18 protein-coding genes are annotated in these 18,825 nt (G+C 61.6%); 6 read left to right on the top strand and 12 right to left on the bottom strand.

All coding sequences use genetic code 11. The features are described 5' to 3' along the window. Nucleotides 1-13 precede the first annotated feature (13 nt). From AC3EML_RS16660 to epmA, 3 genes are all read right to left on the bottom strand, one after another. The gene (locus tag AC3EML_RS16660) at nt 14-820 is read right to left on the bottom strand and encodes a 3'(2'),5'-bisphosphate nucleotidase CysQ (protein ID WP_023682944.1); all 807 of its coding nucleotides are present in this window, start codon (nt 818-820) and stop codon (nt 14-16) included. Continuing rightward, nucleotides 807-2,150 (bottom strand): TldD/PmbA family protein, encoded by a 1,344-nt coding sequence (locus AC3EML_RS16655; protein WP_031194038.1) that lies wholly within the window; start codon nt 2,148-2,150, stop codon nt 807-809. Before AC3EML_RS16655 ends, AC3EML_RS16660 begins: the two co-directional genes overlap by 14 nt. A 196-nt stretch (nt 2,151-2,346) precedes the next feature. Then, nucleotides 2,347-3,393 carry an EF-P lysine aminoacylase EpmA gene (gene epmA, locus AC3EML_RS16650; protein ID WP_023745485.1) on the bottom strand — a complete coding sequence of 349 codons (1,047 nt, stop codon included), beginning with the start codon at nt 3,391-3,393 and terminating at the stop codon, nt 2,347-2,349. Between the two features lie 129 nt (nt 3,394-3,522). Here epmA and efp point away from each other — a divergent pair, with 129 nt between their 5' ends. The 3 genes from efp (at nt 3,523) to AC3EML_RS16635 (ending at nt 6,506) form a co-directional block, all read left to right on the top strand. Continuing rightward, nucleotides 3,523-4,092 (top strand): elongation factor P, encoded by a 570-nt coding sequence (gene efp, locus AC3EML_RS16645; RefSeq protein ID WP_023682947.1) that lies wholly within the window; start codon nt 3,523-3,525, stop codon nt 4,090-4,092. A 71-nt stretch (nt 4,093-4,163) separates the two neighbouring features. Continuing rightward, a complete protein-coding gene (locus AC3EML_RS16640; protein ID WP_023697668.1) occupies nt 4,164-5,624 on the top strand; it encodes a phospholipase D-like domain-containing protein in 1,461 nt (486 codons plus the stop codon). 81 nt (nt 5,625-5,705) lie between these two features. Further along, nucleotides 5,706-6,506 carry an endonuclease/exonuclease/phosphatase family protein gene (locus AC3EML_RS16635; protein WP_023671569.1) on the top strand — a complete coding sequence of 267 codons (801 nt, stop codon included), beginning with the start codon at nt 5,706-5,708 and terminating at the stop codon, nt 6,504-6,506. A gap of 1 nt (nt 6,507) precedes the next feature. Here the strand turns inward: AC3EML_RS16635 and AC3EML_RS16630 are convergent, their stop codons facing one another. The 6 genes from AC3EML_RS16630 to AC3EML_RS16605 form a co-directional block, all read right to left on the bottom strand. After that, nucleotides 6,508-8,475: a glycoside hydrolase family 127 protein gene (locus tag AC3EML_RS16630; protein ID WP_352520924.1), complete on the bottom strand. Its 1,968-nt coding sequence runs from the start codon at nt 8,473-8,475 to the stop codon at nt 6,508-6,510. Between the two features lie 38 nt (nt 8,476-8,513). Then, nucleotides 8,514-9,371 carry a carbohydrate ABC transporter permease gene (locus tag AC3EML_RS16625; protein ID WP_023705753.1) on the bottom strand — a complete coding sequence of 286 codons (858 nt, stop codon included), beginning with the start codon at nt 9,369-9,371 and terminating at the stop codon, nt 8,514-8,516. Next, the gene (locus AC3EML_RS16620; protein WP_352520925.1) at nt 9,371-10,288 is read right to left on the bottom strand and encodes a carbohydrate ABC transporter permease; all 918 of its coding nucleotides are present in this window, start codon (nt 10,286-10,288) and stop codon (nt 9,371-9,373) included. Before AC3EML_RS16620 ends, AC3EML_RS16625 begins: the two co-directional genes overlap by 1 nt. A gap of 175 nt (nt 10,289-10,463) precedes the next feature. Next, nucleotides 10,464-11,705 carry an ABC transporter substrate-binding protein gene (locus tag AC3EML_RS16615; RefSeq protein WP_023821164.1) on the bottom strand — a complete coding sequence of 414 codons (1,242 nt, stop codon included), beginning with the start codon at nt 11,703-11,705 and terminating at the stop codon, nt 10,464-10,466. Between the two features lie 69 nt (nt 11,706-11,774). Further along, complete coding sequence (locus AC3EML_RS16610; RefSeq protein ID WP_352520926.1) at nt 11,775-12,830, bottom strand: LacI family DNA-binding transcriptional regulator; 1,056 nt, start codon at nt 12,828-12,830, stop codon at nt 11,775-11,777. A gap of 310 nt (nt 12,831-13,140) precedes the next feature. Continuing rightward, nucleotides 13,141-13,401 (bottom strand): hypothetical protein, encoded by a 261-nt coding sequence (locus AC3EML_RS16605; RefSeq protein WP_352520927.1) that lies wholly within the window; start codon nt 13,399-13,401, stop codon nt 13,141-13,143. 441 nt (nt 13,402-13,842) lie between these two features. Between AC3EML_RS16605 and AC3EML_RS16600 the strand changes: the two genes are divergently transcribed. From AC3EML_RS16600 to AC3EML_RS16590, 3 genes are read left to right on the top strand one after another with little or no spacing between them, the layout of a single operon-like run. Next, nucleotides 13,843-14,424 carry an AAA family ATPase gene (locus AC3EML_RS16600; protein WP_352520928.1) on the top strand — a complete coding sequence of 194 codons (582 nt, stop codon included), beginning with the start codon at nt 13,843-13,845 and terminating at the stop codon, nt 14,422-14,424. Between the two features lie 26 nt (nt 14,425-14,450). Continuing rightward, nucleotides 14,451-15,350, top strand: coding sequence for a bis-aminopropyl spermidine synthase family protein (locus tag AC3EML_RS16595; RefSeq protein WP_352544738.1), 900 nt, complete (start codon nt 14,451-14,453; stop codon nt 15,348-15,350). Continuing rightward, nucleotides 15,343-15,924, top strand: coding sequence for a hypothetical protein (locus AC3EML_RS16590; protein WP_352520929.1), 582 nt, complete (start codon nt 15,343-15,345; stop codon nt 15,922-15,924). Before AC3EML_RS16595 ends, AC3EML_RS16590 begins: the two co-directional genes overlap by 8 nt. Here the strand turns inward: AC3EML_RS16590 and AC3EML_RS16585 are convergent. Genes AC3EML_RS16585 through AC3EML_RS16575 form a run of 3 tightly spaced genes read right to left on the bottom strand, consistent with a single transcriptional unit; the run spans nt 15,907 to nt 18,380 of the window. After that, nucleotides 15,907-16,575 carry a hypothetical protein gene (locus tag AC3EML_RS16585; RefSeq protein ID WP_352520930.1) on the bottom strand — a complete coding sequence of 223 codons (669 nt, stop codon included), beginning with the start codon at nt 16,573-16,575 and terminating at the stop codon, nt 15,907-15,909. The genes AC3EML_RS16590 and AC3EML_RS16585 overlap by 18 nt on opposite strands. Continuing rightward, nucleotides 16,572-17,561, bottom strand: coding sequence for an ImmA/IrrE family metallo-endopeptidase (locus AC3EML_RS16580; RefSeq protein ID WP_352520931.1), 990 nt, complete (start codon nt 17,559-17,561; stop codon nt 16,572-16,574). Before AC3EML_RS16580 ends, AC3EML_RS16585 begins: the two co-directional genes overlap by 4 nt. A gap of 60 nt (nt 17,562-17,621) precedes the next feature. Then, nucleotides 17,622-18,380 (bottom strand): hypothetical protein, encoded by a 759-nt coding sequence (locus AC3EML_RS16575; RefSeq protein WP_352520932.1) that lies wholly within the window; start codon nt 18,378-18,380, stop codon nt 17,622-17,624. Nucleotides 18,381-18,825 lie beyond the last annotated feature (445 nt).

Genomic DNA, 18,825 nt, shown 5'->3' with positions numbered 1-18,825 from the left:
TTGGAACCTTCGATCACGCTTCCGTATCGGCAATGACGCCGGCAAGCACGGTCAGCAACTGCCCGCTGCCGGCGACCAGCGCGCCGTGACGGATGATCTCCCCGGCATAGAGCGGCGCGCGGCCATGGCCGTCGAGCACGGCGCCGCCAGCCTCGCGCAAGATGAGATCGGCGGCGGCGATATCCCAGTCATGCGCGTTGGGCTTGACGAAGGTTGCGTCGAGCGTGCCGTTGGCGACCATCGCCAGCCGGTAGGCGAGAGAGGGAATGTGCGCCGCCCGCCGCACCCGGCCCTGCCATTGCGCCGGCATCAGGTCGATCAACTGCTTCAGCCCGCCGATCTCGACCGTCTTACCCAGGCCGCGCACGGCAATCGGCTTGCCGTTGCGGAAAGCTCCATGGCCAGGCAGCGCCCAATAGGTTTCGCCCTTGGCCGGACATTCGAGCACACCGGTGAGCGTGCGGCCATTCTCGACCACCGCGACGCTGACGCACCACGAGCGCAGACCTTCGAGGAAGCCGCGGGTGCCGTCTATGGGGTCGACGACAAAGGTGCGCCGCGCCAGAAGCCGCGCCGGATCGTCAGTCGTTTCCTCTGATAGCCAGCCATAGTCCGGCCGCGCCGCAAGCAGGGTCTCGCGCAGATAGGCGTCCGCCGCGTGGTCGGCTTCGCTGACCGGCGAGGTGCCGCCCTTCATCCACACTTGCGGGTTCTTGCCGAAATAGCGCATGGCGATCGCGCCCGCCTCGCGGGCGGCGTCGCGCAGCAGATCGAGGTCTTCCGAGGCCCCGGCCGATATGACCGGGTCACGCTCCGGCAAGGGTCATTCCTTCGATCAGCAGCGTCGGTGCGGCAGTGCCGAAATCGCGGTCAAGATCGCTCGCCGGAACCATATTGAGGAACATCGTCTTCAAATTCGAGGCGATGGTCACCTCGGCCACCGGATAGGCAAGCTCACCATTGTCGATCCAGAAGCCGGATGCGCCACGGCTGTATTCGCCGGTCACCATGTCGACGCCCTGGCCGAACACTTCAGTGACATAAAAGCCGGATTTTAGCGACCTGATCAGGTCTTCCGGCGTCCTGTCGCCCGGCTCGATGGCGAGATTGGTCGAAGACGGCGATACCGACGAGCCGCTGCGCGCGCCGCGTCCGTTGGTGGTCAGCCCCAATTCCCGCGCGGCGGACGTCGACAGGAACCAGTGCTTCAGCACGCCGTTCTCGACCATCAACAGCTTTTCGCCCTCGACGCCTTCGCCGTCGAACGGGCGCGAGGCCTGGCCGCGACGCCGTAGCGGCTCGTCGGTGACGGTGATGGCAGCCGACGCAACCTGCTTGCCCATCATCTCGCGCAAAAAACTGGTCTTGCGCGCCACCGAAGCGCCGTTGATGGCGCCGGCGAGATGACCGGCAATGCCGCGCGCGACGCGCGGATCGAACACCACGTTGACCGGACCGGTCGCCGCCTTGCGGGCGCCGAGGCGGCGCACGGCGCGCTCGCCGGCCTTGCGGCCGATCAATTCCGGTGCGTCCAGATCGGAAAAATGCTGGTTCGAAGAGTATTCGTAGTCGCGCTCCATGCCGGTGCCTTCACCCGCAATCACGCTGGCCGAACGCGAAAAGCGCGACGCGACATAGTGGCCGACGAAGCCGTTCGACGTGGCAAGCACCAGCCCGCCGAGGCCTGCGCTGGCGCCGCTGCCGGCCGAATTGGTGACACCCTTGACTGCAAGGGCCGCTTCCTCGGCGGCAAGGGCCGCTTCCTTCAACTGATCGGCCGAAACCTCGGTGGCGTCGAACAGATCGAGGTCGCGCACCTTGCCAACCAGCAAAGCCGGATCGGCGAGACCCTGATAGGGGTCCTCGGGCGAGACTTTGGCCATGGCCACGGCGCGCTCAGCCAGCGCCTTGGGGTCCGATGCCGCCGTCGCCGAGACGCTCGCCACCCGGTTGCCGACGAAGACGCGCAGCGAGACATCGTCGCCCTCGGACGCTTCGGTGTGCTCGACCTTTCCCAGCCGCACCGACACGCCGATCGAACGGCCGCGCACGGCAACCGCGTCGGCGGCGTCGGCGCCGGCCCGCTTGGCAGCCTCGACCAGTGCCGCGACGCGGTCGGTCAATTTCGCTGCCTCTGATGTATCGGTCATGCGCGTGGTCCTGGCTGAAGCCGCGCCGGGCGGTAGCGGCTGCTGCACCATCTATTGTCCCAATGCGGCTTGTGCAATGGCGCACGGGCAATTGTCCCGCTGCGGCATAGCGCCCAAGCGGCCCGCAAAGCCATCCGCGGCGGCGCCACAGACGCGCGGCTTGACCGGTTTGTGAGTTTAACCGAGGCCGATTCCGTCAAGGAGTGGCGACCGGCGTCCAGATCACGTCATCGATCCTCGTCGCGCCCGTTGCCAGCATCACCAGCCGGTCGAAGCCAAGCGCCGAGCCGCTGGCTTGCGGCATGATGGCGAGGGCGGCGAGAAAATCCTCATCCAGCGGATAGCGCTCGCCATAGACGCGCTCCTTCTCGTCCATCTCGGCGGCAAAGCGCCGGCGCTGCTCGGCCGGATCGGTCAGTTCGCCAAAAGCATTGGCGAGCTCGACGCCGCAGCAATAGAGCTCGAAGCGCTCGGCCACGCGCTGGTCCTCCGCGCTCGGCCGGGCCAAGGCGGCCTCGGAGATCGGATAGCCATAGAGGATTGTGGCCCGCCCCTGCCCCAGCATCGGTTCGACCTTTTCCACCATCACGCGGCTGAACAAATCGGCCCAGTTGTCATCGTCGGCCGTGCGCAGGCCGGCCTTGACCAGAGCATCATGAAGTGCGGCGCGGTCTGTGCCGCCATCGGCAGAAACGGTGGCAAGAAGATCGATGCCGGCGTAACGCGCAAAAGCTTCCGCCACGCTCACGCGTTCCGGCTCGGCAAACGGATCGGCCTCGCGGCCGCGAAAGCGGAAGGTTTTGGCGCCGGCCCGCTCAGCCGCGAGCTTCAGCAGTTCGGCGCAATCAGCCATCAGGCTCTCATAGGTTTCGCCGACTCGGTACCATTCGAGCATGGTGAACTCCGGGTGATGCAAAGGACCGCGCTCGCGGTTGCGCCAGACGGCGCCCAGGCTGAAGATGCGCCGTTCGCCGGCGGCAAGCAGCTTCTTGCAGGCGAATTCCGGTGAGGTGTGGAGGTAAAGCGGCCGGCGCGCACCGTCGGCGCCGATAGCCTCGGTGGCAAAGGCGGAGAGATGCGCCTCATTGCCCGGTGATATCTGCAGCGCCGCCGTCTCGACCTCGATGAAGTCGCGCTCGCCAAACCAGCTGCGCATTGCGGCAGCTATGGCGTTACGCGCCATCAGCCGCGGCCGGCGGTCGGCGTGAACATCCGGCGTCCACCAGGGCGAAGCGCCAGTCATGGGTTTGCCGGGCAACGGAATTGCTGACAGGGCTGGCGGTTCGGGCCAAGATGCGCTACGGCGACGGCTCTCGCAGCCGATTTGCGCCGAACGATCGTTTCAGGCCAACGAAGTCTAGGATTGAAAACCGTGGTGAAGGTCATCGCCAGTTCGCTCCGTAAAGGCAATGTCGTCGACAAGGACGGCAAGCTTTACGTGATCCTCTTTGCCGAAAACATCCACCCTGGCAAGGGTACGCCGGTCACCCAGCTCGACATGCGCCGCATCTCCGACGGGGTGAAGGTTTCGGAGCGCTACCGCACCACCGAGCAGGTCGAGCGCGCCTATGTCGAGGAGCGCGAGCACACCTTCCTCTACGCCGACGCCGAGGGGTATCACTTCATGAACCCGGAAAGCTACGACCAGGTCGCGGTGCCGGAAAGCGTGGTCGGCGACATGGCGCCCTACCTGCTCGAAGGCATGGCGGTGCAGATTTCGCAGTTCAACGGCATCGCCATAGCCCTGGTGCTGCCGCAGCGCGCTACTTTCGAAGTGGTCGAGACGGAGCCGACGACCAAAGGCCAGACGGCGTCCTCGTCATACAAGCCGGCCGTGCTTTCCAACGGCGTGCGCACGCTGGTGCCGCCGCACATCGCGCCGGGTACCCGCGTGGTGGTGATGACGGCCGATGGCGCTTATGTGGAGCGGGCGAAGGACTGAGGCGCGAGCGCCTCCGTCCTGGTTGATCCGTTGCATTGCCTTCTGCGGCCGCTGGCTCGATAGTCCTGCCGATGTGGCAGACCTTTGTGACCTACTGGCCTCTAATCCTTGTGATCATTCCGATGCTGATGGCCGCCATCGGCATCGTCCACGCAATCATGACCAAGGAAGACGTGCGCGCCGCCACCGGCTGGGTCGGCGTGATGATCTTGTCGCCGTTCCTTGGCGCGATCATCTATGCCATTGCCGGCATCAACCGCATCCGCCGCGCCACGATCAGCGCCATGCGGCCCGTCGCCGGTGAAGCCGAGACAGCCAAACACGACCACGACATTGCGCTCGAAACACTCATCTCAGCCGAATTCGGCCAGCGCTTTGCCGGCCTGAAGACGCTAGGCGACAGGGTGGCGCGGCGCGGCCTGCTTTCGGGAAATGCAATCACCATCCTGAGGACCGGTGACGAAGCCTACGCGGCAATGTGCGGGGCGATCGACGGCGCACGGCGCAGCATCCTGCTCGAGACCTATATCTTCGACAATGACGAGATCGGACGACGTTTTGTCGGATCGCTGGCCGGAGCGGTCCGGCGCGGTGTGACGGTTCGCGTGCTGATCGATGCGGTGGGCGTGCGCTATTCCGTGCCCAGCATTCTTGGGACACTCCGGGAAGCCGGCGTCACCGTCGATCTGTTCAACGGCAACATCGTCATGGGCCTGAGACTTCCCTATGCGAATTTGAGGACGCACAGGAAAATCCTGATCGTCGACGGTGTGGTGGCGTTCACGGGAGGCATGAACATCCGCAAGGGATTCTCGGCCGAATTCGCCGGCAGCGCCAGTTCGGCGGATACGCATTTCCAGGTCACGGGGCCCGTCGTGGCCGACCTGTTCGCGGTTGCCGCCGAAGACTGGCGTTTTGCCGGCAACGAGGCCCTCAAGGACGAGGTCTGGCACGTGGAAAAGCCCTCGCCGCCTCCCGGTCAGCCGATCCTGGTGCGGGCGGTGGCGTCGGGGCCGGACGCCAGCATCGAAACCAACCACAAATTGCTGACGGGGGCATTTTCCGTCGCCCGCAAATCGATCCGCATCATGTCGCCCTATTTCCTGCCGGACCGGGAATTTGTCAGCGCGCTGGTCACGGCTGCCCGGCGCGGCGTCGAGATCGACATCGTCGTGCCCGCGGTCAACAATCTCTTCCTGGTCGGCCGCGCCATGACGGCGCAGTACGACCAGGTGCTGAAGCACTATTGCCGCGTCTGGCGTCATGAAGGGTCATTCGACCATTCGAAGCTGTTGTCGGTCGATGGCGTCTGGGCCTATGTCGGCTCTTCCAACCTCGACGCCCGGTCGCTGCGGCTGAATTTCGAAATCGACCTGGAGGTGCTGGATACCGGCTTTGCCGCCGAGATCGAAGGGCGCATCGGAGCGGCAATCGCTTCCGCCAAACCCGTCACACTCGCAACCTTGAAAGCGCGGCCATTTCTCATCCGGGTTTTTGACCGGTTGTTATGGCTGGGATCGCCCTATCTCTAATGCATACCGCCTCGAAGTGGTCCCGGTTGTGAGAGAACGATATGCATAGAACAAAGAATCAGGACATCGAATAGCAGGCCTATGGACATAAACGGACGCAGCCTTCCTGAAACAGTGCTCCTGTCGATCCGCGGCAGGAAAGCGCGCAAGGCGAACGCGACGCCGCGCAAGCACATTGAAGGCGCCCAGATGGTGGTCGCCTCCTACAACGTCCACAAATGCATCGGCACCGACCGCAGGTTCGACCCCGAACGCACCGCCCGCGTCATCCGCGAGATCGGCCCCGACGTCATCGCGCTGCAGGAGGCCGACAACCGCTTCGGCGATCGCGCCGGGCTGCTCGATCTTGCCCGGATCGAACACGAAACCGGGCTTGTGCCGGTGCCGGTTTCCGGAAGCGGCAAGGGCCATGGCTGGCGCGGCAATGTGCTTTTGTTCAAGCGCGGCACCGTGCGCGACGTCCATCAGATCAAGCTTCCGGGACTGGAGCCCCGCGGAGCGCTGGTTGCCGAGATCGACCTCGACGAAACGCGCACTCTGCGCGTCATCGCCGCGCATCTCGGCCTGTTGCGCCGCTCGCGTTCGGAGCAGGCCCGCGTCGTGCTCGACATCATGAGCAACCAGGATGAAAGGCCGACCCTGCTGCTCGGCGACCTCAACGAATGGCGGCTGGGCAACCGCTCGGCGCTCAAGACGCTGCACGCCACCTTTGGTTTCACGCCGGCGGCGGTGCCGACTTTTCCCTCAGGCCTGCCGGTACTGGCGCTCGACCGGATCATGGCCAACCGGCACGGCATGGTCTCGTCGGTGGAAGCCCATGACACGCCGCTGTCGCGGGTTGCGTCGGATCATTTGCCGCTGACGGCGTTTGTCAGCCTCTAACTCATCCGTCCCGCAGCCAGACCAGCATCTCGCCGGGTTCACGGTTGTCCCAGGCGTAGTAAGGAACGGCGGTGATTCTCGTCTCGCTCACCGCCGGCGGATCGGTGCGATAGAGCCCGGGTTCCCAGTTTTCCTGCGCTTCCTTGCTGGCAAGTGCCGAAAGCGTGACGATGCCGCCGAGCAGGTTCGGCTCGGCATGCGCCTCGATTTTTGCCCTTCGCGGCAGAGCGATCCGATGCAACTGGCCGGCATTGTCGGTCTCCTCGACGCAATAGATCAGCGGACCGCGCGCAAGTGCGACGCGGCCGATGTCCTGACGCACCTCCGGATTGGCGAACAGACGGGCGATCGACATTTCGAGATCGAGTTCGACCCGGTCGCCCTGGCGCCACTCGCGCCGGATCGCGGCATAGCCGTCGCTGGTGATGTCATCCAGATCGACCGCGGCGCCGTTGATCTTGAGCGCCGCCTTGCCGCACCAGGAGGGGACGCGCAGGTGCAAGGTGAACTCGACCGGCGCTTCGGCTTCGATCCGGATCGAGACCGCGCCATCCCAAGGATAATTGCTGGTCTGAATCAGACTGACCGCCCGGTTCGATATGTCGAAGCGCGCGGTGCTGTCGCCGTAGAGATGAACGGCCAGCGCATCATCCGACAGGGAGTAGAAATAGCTGCCGATGGAGGCGACCATGCGGCCGATATTGGGCGGGCAACAGGGGCAGCGATGCCATTTCCAGCGATTGTGCCTGCCCCGGCTCTCCAACGGGTTCTCGTAGAAGAACAGCGAGCCGTCGAGCGACAGGCCGGAGATCGAGCCGTTGTAGAGTGCCCGCTCCATCATGTCGGCGTAGCGGGCGTTGGGACCCATGCCGAGCATGCGGCTGGCCCAGAACACGAGGCCGACCGAGGCACAGGTCTCGGCATAGGCGGTTTCGTTGGGCAGGTCGTAGTCGCTGGTAAAGCCCTCATTGTGCGCCGATGGCCCGAGGCCGCCGGTGACATAGAGGTTCTTGGTGGTGAGATCGTTCCACAGACGGTCGAGCGCTACCCTGAGCGTGTCGTCGCCATATTCGGTGGCGATGTCGGCCATGCCGGAATAGAGGTACATCGCCCTGACCGCATGGCCGACGACCTTGTCCTGCTCGCGCACCGGCTTGTGCGACTGGTTGTACTCATAGGTCTTGAAATGATAGGCCTTCGGGTCGGCGCCGCGCGCACGCGCCTCCTCGTCGAAATAATGCGGCTGCTGCCCGCGCTGGTCGATGAAATACCTGGCCAGGTCCATGTATTTCTGCTCGCCGGTCGCCCGCGCCAGCTTGACCAGCGCCAGCTCGATCTCCTCATGGCCGCAATAGCCCTTCTTCTTGCCCGGCTCCGGACCGAAGGTGTCGGCGATATGGTCGACGTAGCGGCACATGATATCCAGCAGCTTGCGCTTGCCGGTGGCCTGGTAGTAGGCGACCGCGCCTTCGATCAGATGGCCGGCGCAATAGAGCTCGTGGCAATCGCGCAGATTGGTCCAGCGCTTGCCGGGCTGGATACGCTGGTACCAGCTGGAGAGATAACCGTCTTCCTGCTGCAGTCTGCCGTAGAGGTCGATGACGGCATCGATCTTCTTCTCGAGCGCCGCATTCTTGCGCCGGTAGAGCGAATAGGCCGCGGTCTCGATGGTCTTGCCCCAATCGGAGTCCCAGAACATCTGCGTCGTCACCGTCGAGCCGGTGAAGCCGGGGCTGGCAGCCTCGTCGGGCGACGGCGAATGGAACGGAATGACGACGCCCGGCGAGGGCCGGTCCGGGTCGATCTGCTCCAGCATGCGCGCCTCGACGCAGCGCTCGTAGAGGATGTCGGCGGTGCGCGACGCCACGGCATCGACACGGTCGCCCCAGAAGCCGCGGACATCGACCTGCGGCACCGGCAGCGGGCGGAAGGCGAGTTTGCCGGGCTTGGCGGATGGTTGAACGGTCATCGTGTCACTCCGTTGGATATTGGTCATTTCACGGGGGGTCATTTCACCGCGCCGGCCATCAGGCCGCGGATGTAGAAGCGCTGCAGCAACAGGAAGAGCACCAGGCACGGCACCATCATCACTGTGACGCCCGCCTGCACGGCGCCCCAGTCGATGGCGCCGAAGCGGCCGGACTGAAGTGCGGTCATCATGATCGGCAGCGTGAATTTGGACTGGTCGGTCATCAGCACGAGTGCGGCCAGGAATTCGTTCCAGGCGCCGAGGAAGGCGAACAGCGCGATGGTGACGATGCCCGGCCAGACCAGCGGCAGCATCACCTTGAGCAGCATGGTGACGTTGTTGGCGCCGTCCATGCGCGCGGCCTCCTCGATCTCGCGCGGCACCGCGTCGAAGGCGTTGCGCATCATGAAGATCGAGAACGGCAATTGCAGCGTGACGTAGACCAGGACAAGCCCGGTCAGCGTGTTGTGCAGGCCGACCTTGGTCAGCACCAGGAAGATCGGCGTCAGGATCGACTGGAACGGGATCATGATCGTCGAAAGGATCACGATGAAGAGCACATCCTTCATGGGAAAGCGGAAGCGCGAAAACCCGTAGCCGGCCAGCACGCTGACGATGACCGACAGGATCACCGTCATCGAGGCGACATAGAGGCTGTTTTGCGCCGGCAGCCAGAGGCCGTCGCCAAAGGTGTCGAGCGTGCGGTAGTTCTCGACCGAAAAGCCTGTCGTCGGCCATGGCGGCAGCGGCGGCTGGCGCGCCTCCTGCGCCGGCTTGAAGGTCGACAGCACGGCCCAGACGATCGGCGCGATGAACAGCACTGAGGCGATCATGCCGGTCGAATGCTCGGCGATCCTGAGCCAGAGGCGGCTGCTGCGGCTTCTTGCCTGCGCCATCAGTCGATGCCCTCCGGCTTGCGCAGCAGCCACAGCTGGACCAGGCTGAGCGCCACCAATATGGCCAGCAGGATCATCGACAAAGCGGCGCCATAGCCGAGCTTGAACGAGACGAAGGACTGGTTGAAGATCCAGTAGACGGCGGTCAGCGTCTGGTTGCGCGGGCCGCCGCGCAGGATGATGTAGAACTGGTCGAAGGCGAGGATCGAGCCGGCGATCGACAGGATCAGCGCCAGCGCCAGCGTGCGGCGCATCAGCGGCAGGGTGATGGCGCGAAAGCGCGCGAACGGCCCTGCCCCGTCGATCATCGCGGCTTCCTGCAGATCGGTCGGGATCGACTGCAGGCCGGTCATCAGGATGATCATGGTGAAGCCCGCTACCTTCCAGACGACCATGGCGATGATCGACCAGAAGGCCGGCTGGAACGTCGCCAGCAGGTTGAACTTTTTCGCCGTCAGGCCGAAATCGTAGGCGGCCGGGCTGAACAGGCCGGAATCGACATTGAGCAGCCACGACCACAGCAGGCTGGCCGAGGCGAAGCCGACGACCGCCGGCATGAAGAAGGACGTCCGGTAAAAGCCGGTCAGCTGCCTGGGCTTTTCGATGAACAGCGCCAGCGGAAAGGCGACGGCGAAGATCACGATGGTGACGATCACGGTGTAGTAGGCGGTGAAGCTCAGCGCGTTCCAGAAGCGATTGTCGCGCAGGATCGCCCGGTAATTGTCGAAGCCGATATAAAAATGCTCGCCCATCAGCGGCCAGTTGTGCAGCGACATCCACGCGGTCATGCCGAGCGGGATGATGAAGAAGAAAACGACCAGTGCCACTGCCGGCGCGACATAGAGCAGGCCGATCCACTGCCGGCGGCCGGCGCCGACGAGTTTTCTGGCGCGTGGCGGGGTGGTGGTGGCGGTCATACGTGGGCTCCGGGTGCGGTGATCCCCCTCCCCCTCGAGGGGAGGGTCCGGCCGCAGGCCGGGGGTGGGGTCCTCCGCGCAGTGCGCCGACGAAAAAGAACGTCGAGCACTGCCGGAACGACCCCACCCGGACCTGCGGTCCGACCTCCCCTCGAGGGGGAGGTAGGGGCGGCGCTTACTTTTGCGGCGCCTGGTCGATGATGGACTGCATGGTCTCTTGTGCATTGGCGATGGCGCCATCGACGTCGTCGCCGAAGACGACCTCGTTGATCATCTGCGTCCACGGACCGTTGGCCGAGTTGATCAGGTCGTTGAACACCACGGAATAGGGCGTGCGGCCCTTGGCCATGGCTTCGGCGGCGATCTGGTAGCGCGGATCGAGATCTTTCAGCGCCTCCTTGGCGATGTCGCCGCGCACCGGCAGGCTGCCGTATTTGGCCAGGATGGTCTGGCCTTCGAGCGAATAGGCGAAGTCGAGAAACTCCTTCACCACGGCGAGCTTCTTGGTGCCCTTGGTGACGACGAAATTGTCGCCGCCGGCAAACGAAGACCAGCCGCTGTCCTTGCCCGGCAGGAAGGTGACGCCATAGTCGATATCCGGATACTGCGTGTTGAGCGCGCCGATGGCGAAGGCGCCGGATGGCGAAATGCCGATGTTGCCGGTGGCGAAGGCGGCAAAGAAGTTGGCGCCGGTGTCGGTCTGCGCGCCGGCCGGCACCAGATCCTTCTTGACCATCGAGCGGTAGAGGTCGATGGCGCCACGCAATTGCGGGCTGTCCAGCGTCGCCTTCGAGCCGTCCTCGGAGAGGATGTCGCCGCCCGAGGCCCAGATCAGCGGCGTGAACGTGAAGATATTGCAGCCGCCGCAATTGCCGGAGAAGTAGAAGCCCTTGATGTCGCCGCCAAGCGCATTGACCTTTTCGGCATCGGCCTCGATCTCGGCCCAGTTGGCCGGCCCCTTGTCGGGATCGAGCCCCGCCTGCTTGAACAGCTTCTTGTTCCAGATCAGCACCGAGGCGTCGGCCGAGAACGGCAGCCCGTAGATGTGGTCCTTGTAGGTGCCGGTCTTGACATGCGCCGGCGACAGGCTGGCGAAATAAGGCAGCGATTTCGCCCAGTCGGTGATGTCCTCGAGCTGGCCGGCGGCGGCAAAGGACGGCGTGTAGATCAGGTCGAGCGACAGCGCGTCGGGCGCCGTGCCGCCGGCGGCGGCGGCGCCATATTTCGGGATGATCTCGGCATTGGGAATGATGTCCAGCTTGACCTGGTTCTCATGGCCCTTGTTGAAGGCATCGACGATCCGCGGCATGAAGTTCGAGCCGTCGGCGCGGACCCAGATGTTGGCGGTGTCGGCAGCCATTGCAGGCAAGGCAATGATGCTCGCGGCGAGCGCGAACCCGGTAATCACGGTCTTCATGGTTTTCCTCCTCATGGTTCTGTTCTCCTCCCTGTTGCGGCGCTCCCTTAGATGGCGCCGCGCGTTCTCCTAGCCGTCCAATGGGCGGCCGCAGGACTGACGCACCACCAGCCGGCACGGCAGTTTTCGAATGCCCGGCGCGGCGGGTTCGCCACCGACGAGCGATAGCAGTGTGAGGCCGGCCTCGCGGCCGAGCGCCGCCAGGTTCATGTCGACCGAGGTCAGCGGCGGGCGGGTTGCCTCCGCCACGATCTCCCAATTGTCGAAGCCGATGACGCCGACATCGCCGGGCACGCCTAAGCCGCGCTCGCGCAGCGCATCGATGACGCCGCGCGCGATCTGGTCGTTGCCGCAGAACACGGCGTCGGGTTTCTCCCCCTTCTTGTTGAAGAGCGTTGGGCCGTCGAACAGCTTTCCGACGGCTTCATGCCCCCAGGCTTCCGACCACGAGCCGAGCAAGGGCTCGGTGACCGGCAGGCCGTGGGCGGCCAGCACATCGCGAAAAGCCTGTGCCCGCTCATTCACCACGGCAAAACTGGCGGGACCGCTGACATGGGCGATGCGCCGACGCCCGAGCCGGCAAAAATGCTCGACCGCCAGCCGCGCCCCGCCGGCATCGTCGGAGACGAAGGCGATGGCATCGGGATCGGGCTGGCTGAAGGCGTAGATGACGGGCACGCCGAGATTGGCGAGGTCGACCGGCAGATGGCGGTCGATGCGCTTGCCGCTGGCGATGATGCCGTCGATGCGCTTGTCCAGCATCGCCTCGACATGCAGCTGCGCCAGCCGCGGGTCGTCCTCGACATTGCACATGAACACCGAGACACCGGCGTCGACCAGCGCATCCGAAATGCCCGACATGACCGGCAGCGAAAAGCGGCCATAGGTATCATTGGTCAACAGGCCGACGGTGAAGGAGCGCCGCCGCAGCAGGCTCTGCGCCAGGCTGTTGGGGCGAAAGCCGAGCCGCTGCGCCGTCTCGCGAATGCGCTGCCGCGTCTCGACGGTCATCCGCCCCTGCCCGTTCAGCGCCTTCGACGCCGTGGCCACACTGACGCCAGCCATCGCTGCGACTTCACGCAGGGTGACGGGGGTCTTGGCGGGTGTTGGCGTGTCGGAGGCCATGTTTCGGGTGTGGGTCCTCGAGTTGGGAAAAGGTTTTCTCTTACTTGGCCATTGCGTGTCGATGTGGATGATCGACAGATGCTGCGGGAGTTGGGAAAAGGTTTTCTCAGGGAGATTAGGATGAGAATTTGGGTATGGCAAGGGGGGAAGGAGTGAGATCGAAGGGTTGAAGCCTGCCTCTTGGTCACGCTTGCATGCCCATTGAGATGTTGCCAATTCATCAGGTTGCGTCTTTACAAACGCATAGATACCGTCGTTCCTTGGTAGAAATGACCGGTACTAACTTAGGGCATCGAACTTAATGGCCAAATCAAGCATGCCACGCCAGTCTAGCACTGCGGATGTCGATTGGAGCATGGTCTCTGACCACGCTTGGCGGTACTTCGAGCTCCACGCCAACCAGCGAATGGCTGTGTTTAATTTCTTCACGGTATTGTCTGGAGCTGTCGTTGCCGGCATTGCTGCGACCCAAGGCGCGCCACGGTTCGGAGTGGCGCTTGGCCTCGCCCTGACGATATTGTCCTTTATATTCTGGAAGCTTGATCAGCGAGCCGCGTTTCTTATTAAACATGCGGAGGAGGTGCATGTCATCGCGGAAGCCCAACTCTGCCCTACTGCGACACGTCTTTTCACTCTCGAGCCGGCCAAGCAGGGGACCGCGCATGCTCACCAGAATATTCTGCAGCGCCCTTGGACCTTCGGAAGATCGTTCCGGACTACCTTCTTTGTGATGGGGCTAATCGGGGTTGGATCAACTATCCTATCGGCCTTTGGCTTCTAACAAAATGCAATTCCACCCAAGCTCATCTGGTATCTCCTGGGAGATGCTTATCTGCGCCTGCTAACACTGTTGGAACACTGAACCGGAAGCATAAGGTGCACTTGGGACTCCCTCGCAGTTTTACTTGCGTTTACTGGGTATCCATGTCAATGTCCTCAAAATAGCAGTCAAAAATAAGTTCTGCCGGGCAGGCTTCTTTGTTAAATTTAAGCCCGGCACTAGGGGGGGAGCTTGGGTAAGGTCATTTATCTGACGGGCGCGCCAGCGTCCGGCAAAAGCTCTACAGCACGGTTGTTGGCCGATGCCATACCGGGATTGCTTGTATGGGAGTATGGCGCAAGATTAACAGACCACGTGAGGTCACGTTCAGCAAAAGTGTCGAGCCAAGACAACCTCAGGGAGCATTCATCCGCAGTTGTGACGCCGGAAGATGTTGCGCAGGTTGACTTGGCATTGCTTGACTTTGTCGCGGCCAATCGAGCATCGAAAAATATTATAATAGACAGCCACCCGGTTACCAAAGAGCGCTATGGGTTTCGCATCACGCCATTTTCGCTAGAGCAGTTCAATCAGCTAGACCCTGACGAGATTTGGCTGCTCTACGCATCTCCAGAAGTCACTATCGCCCGCATTGAGAAAGATGCTGCGGGAAGGCCGATGATCTCCGAAGAGGAAGCGCGGATGCACACGGCTCTTCAATCCTCCGTGGCCGCTACATATGGCATGTCTGCCGGCGCTGCCATCTATCTGTTCGACACATCGGCGCCAGACAGGGCAAGCCTAATTTCGCTATTGGGAAGGCGACTAACTTGATGTCGCCGCTCGCCGTAGCGCGCAGGTTGCTGACCTGCCGCCCGAAAAGGCCCAAACAGCGAGGACTAGCGAAATCCGAACCCTCTCAGCGGAACCGGATCGATCTACGCGCAGCATTGAACGCAGTCTCAGACGTCGTCCAGAACAGGCCGAGACCGCTTCGAGTCTTTGATCAGATCCATATGAAGTCCGGTGACATGGTCATGCAGAGCGAAATTGTAGCAGATTGGGCTGACGGGAAGCGGCTGGCGTTCATTGGTGATGGCGACGCAATCAGTGTTTGCGTCGCCTACCTCCAGGCGAAGGACGTGCTCCAATTCGGCCCATCGCACATCACCGTCTTCGACTTCGACCAGCGGACCGTGAACGCGGTAAATCGCTTCGCGGACAAGGAGCGAATTAGTAACTTGGATGCTCGGCTTTACAACGTGCTTGACGCGTTGGACCCGGCTGTGAACTACGATCTATTTTACACCAATCCTCCTTGGGGCGCCTCGAACAAGGGTGAGAGCGTAAACATTTTCGTTGAACGGGGCATTGAGGCCACGCGATATGTTGGAGAGGGTATGGTTGTCATCGCGGACGATGACGAACTTGAGTGGCCAAAGCGGGTGTTGGCGAGCGTGCAGGCCTTCGCGGCGCGCAGCGGTTTTTATGTTTCGAGGATGCAACGCAAGTTGCACGAGTACCATCTTGATGACGCTCCTGAATTAAAATCCTGCAACCTCTACCTCAGCGCTTTGCCGGACAACGGACGAGATCGCGCCAAAAGCAGCCCGATCAAGGATGTAGAAAGGCTCGCGAATTTCTATGGCCGATCAAAGGAGCCGCGGGTAAGGTACGTGATGGAGCGCAACCGGCTCGACTATGGCGTGGCTCACGAGGATGAGTACGAACTCGTTATGCTGGAGAAAGACGTTGAATGACATCTTAAGGCCCGGCGAAGGCCTTCTTTTCATGAAGATCGGGACGCATGCCCGCGAAAGTCTTGCGGATATCATCGAGCGAAAGTCGCGTGAAATAAAGGAGACGGGCTATGGAATGTGGGGGTACGGTGGCAACACCTGCCATCCGTCCTCTATGGTTCAACCGTTCGCACAAGCGTTTGCCGAGAAAGGGCGTGTAATTCATTTGTGCATGGAAGAGATGGAGTCCGGTCATCTGGCTGAGCCACTCTGCGCAGCCGAATACTCTGCTGATGGGATAAAGTGGAGCACAATACCTAAGACAATCGAAGTGCGCGGCTCAAAGTACGCGCTTGTAATAGACCAGCTTCATCGTGAGCAATTTAAACTACCCCTTGATCAAACCCGCGTACCAGTTGGCCGTAGCACGGGCCGCCTGGGTAGCCGGTATGTGAAAGGCCGGGTTGATAAAGCCTGCCTTGAATTTCTTGAGCGACCGGAGCTCAACAATGAAATACCACCGCGCGATATAGATATCGGCTTGGTAGCAACATTATTGGAGCCCTATGCAGTTTTCTTAAGAGGTCAACGCTGAAAGGTCAGCGGATTTCAAGAGAGTACCTGCACCGTCTGCTCTAAGATGGTTTGTGTAGCTCTCTAGTCCTTCAATAATCTTCGCACGGCTTACCGACACCTTGCTTGAGCAGCTAAAGCAAATGGATGCGGCCATGTCAGCCTTCGGCGCACGACAAATTTTCTGACGCATTTCCTCGATGTCAGATCGGCTGGCAATGTCTGATAGAACCTGCTCTAAACAAGCTAGCTTTCCCTGAGCTGGAGCAGTGGCAATGCCTGCGATCGCCCGGATCGCTCTTTTGTCGCCTGTAAGAAGCACTTTGCACTCACGAACCAGCAAGATCGTCAGAAGCTGACTTTCTCCGCCGTCCAATTCAAGGTTTCGCCGTGTTGCTGCACTTTCAAATTCCGCAGCAATTGCGAGTTCGTCCTGGGTTGGTTCCAAGAGCACTAGCGATGAAAGAAGTGCCTCAAATGCCACCAAGGCAGCCTTGGGATCAGGAATCCAACCAGCTCGTGCAAGCCTATCGCGGACGACAAACCGCCCTACTCCCAGCATTGCTGGTGGACCAGCAGCGGTCCCCGTCACCGCTTTCTGCAGCTCGTCGCCTAATCCGTACGCGGAAATCTTGATGATTACGTCATTGTCAATGAGCGACGCTTGGGTCATCGGCCAGTCATTACGTTGCGTAGATATTGGGCCGCTTCATCGCTGAGTTGATCCCAACCAATTTCGCTTTCGGCTATCCCGTTGACTTCGCGCCACACAGGTTTGGGCTCGGTGTATATGAATCGAAGAGCGGCGTTGGCTATTGGCCAAGCCTCGCGTTGAAAAGCCAAGCACAAAGCGAGAGTCCCTGGCTCAATATTGTAGAGAGGGCCGGCGTTCAGGACCGCTGAGGCTAAGCTGGGTGCGTTAAATTTGTCGACATTCGTTTCTATGTCGGGTTTCGGCGAGCCCGTAAGCAGCGTCAAGGCATAGGCATCCGCCTCGTCTTCTTGCTTATCTCCGTCTTGGGCCGTGGCCGGATCTTTCAGATCAATGAGCGCGGGCGCATCGCCCAGATGGCGACGAAAGATGTGGCCTAACTCATGAGCTAGCGTGAAGGCGACCGGTGCAGGATAGGAAGCATCGCGCCCCAACAAGATCGCGAACCTTCCGTCAACCGCAACCACCATTGCGTGCATTGCCTTGGTTTCCAGGGGGAACACACGCAGGTGGATAACCGGAATGCCAAGCGCCCAGCATGTCGTGAGCAGTGATCTCAGATCCACGTATGGGGCGCCAGCCAGTATCGCCTCGCGAAGTTCCTCAGGTGTCGCGTTAAGTGCTTCCCCTGGATCTGGCGTAGCGTGTAACAGCAAACGACCAAGCGAAATTCCATAGGACGTAAGGGCAGATCGCTCCGCCGCATCTTCCGTCGAAAGATGCTTGAACCGAGCCTCATCATTCCAAACGAATTCAACTCGTTCGCCGAGCAACGGCTTGGGATCTAGGCCGAGCCGTCGCGCCAAAGCAAAGCGCAATTCGGCACGCCCAGAGGGAGACTCATTGATTTCCTCAGTCCACCACGTCGGCCACGCTGCTTCAATCGCGGCCCGGCTAATCCCGGCTTCCCGTAGCTTGTCGACTAATTTCTCGTTGTCGGTGGCCACCTATCACCCTGCCTTCGCTACCCAAGCTACTAAAGCCGGTAAGCAAGATGAGGACCTTGCTTAGAGCAGCGTTCCGGTCGTCTGCGTCGAGGATAACCCAAAACTCGGCCCTTCGCGCACGGCCTTGCTGAGATCAACCCAATCAGCCTCGCTCGATTTGGTGGCACGCTCGATCAGTTTTCGATTAGCGGCGGTGAGCAAAACCGCATCGGTTAGCCGAACCCAATATGCGCCAGTTAGCCAAGCGCTCAAGTTAACCTCATAGTCCGATCCGCCGTGGAGGCGATCCACTCTTCGGAGCAGTGCGGTCACCTGCGAATTGCCGACTGGTGCACCTTTCCCGCTGGCATTGCGGAATGCGGCCGGATCAAAAGACTCAATCCCTCTGCGCAATACCAACGGCTCAGGGGAATAGCACATGAGAGCGTAGTGTGACTTCTTCGGACCAGAGGCACTATCGGCTCGGCTTGTAACCAAAGCATTTGGCGGCAGCGTGCGTTCAGCACCATAGGCATCAATGTAACGGCGCCACACAACCGTCCTCTCGGGGGCGACATCAACCGCCTTGGGGCGCGATTTCATGATGGAGAAGATAGCCCTTACTGGCATCCCAGAGCGAGCGAGAGCGCTTGCAATCACTGCTGGCGGATTTCCTACCCCCCAAAAGAAGGTGCCATTGCCTGCGCGCCGCTCCTGCTCCTTCCGCTCTACAATCGCTTCGAGTGGTTGCCCCGCCTCCGCCTGCATTCGTGACCAGCAAATGAATTCGTCCAGACGCGAGGCGGTGGCCGACGTATCAAGTGCCAATGACGCGTTCATAGTTTGTTTCCCGGCGGAAGGTTTCTCACGGCGGTATCTTTCACCTCAATCGCCCCGGCACAACTGCGCTTGCAGGTTTCGGTCGTCATAGCTGTGGAGCCCCAAGTGCATAGCCGGTGGATAGTCATTGGATAACATTGGTATCTGTCCTCAGCCTGACCTCGTGAATGGGCTGCCTATCGCACTTGTTCCCTATTTGTTCCTATTCGTCAAGATGGCGTCGCAAGCGAGTTGGCTGCCGGCCATTGCCGCGTATTAGATGCCCAAAACCAGGCCGCACCCTGGAGAACCAATTCTCGCGGGAACGCTGGTCACCCCGCCTAGCATCACTTGTCGGAGTGCCTTCAGCCGACGCCAAAGAGCAAGTAAGGCGCGCGCCCGCAAGGTCAACAAGGGGCGGGCAATACCCGCACCCCCAGACACACTCCAGAAACAAAATTCAACA

It is taken from the genome of Mesorhizobium sp. P170090 (assembly GCF_057786115.1).
Note: the sequence above shows the minus strand (reverse complement) of the source record. Positions and strands in the feature narration are given on the sequence as shown.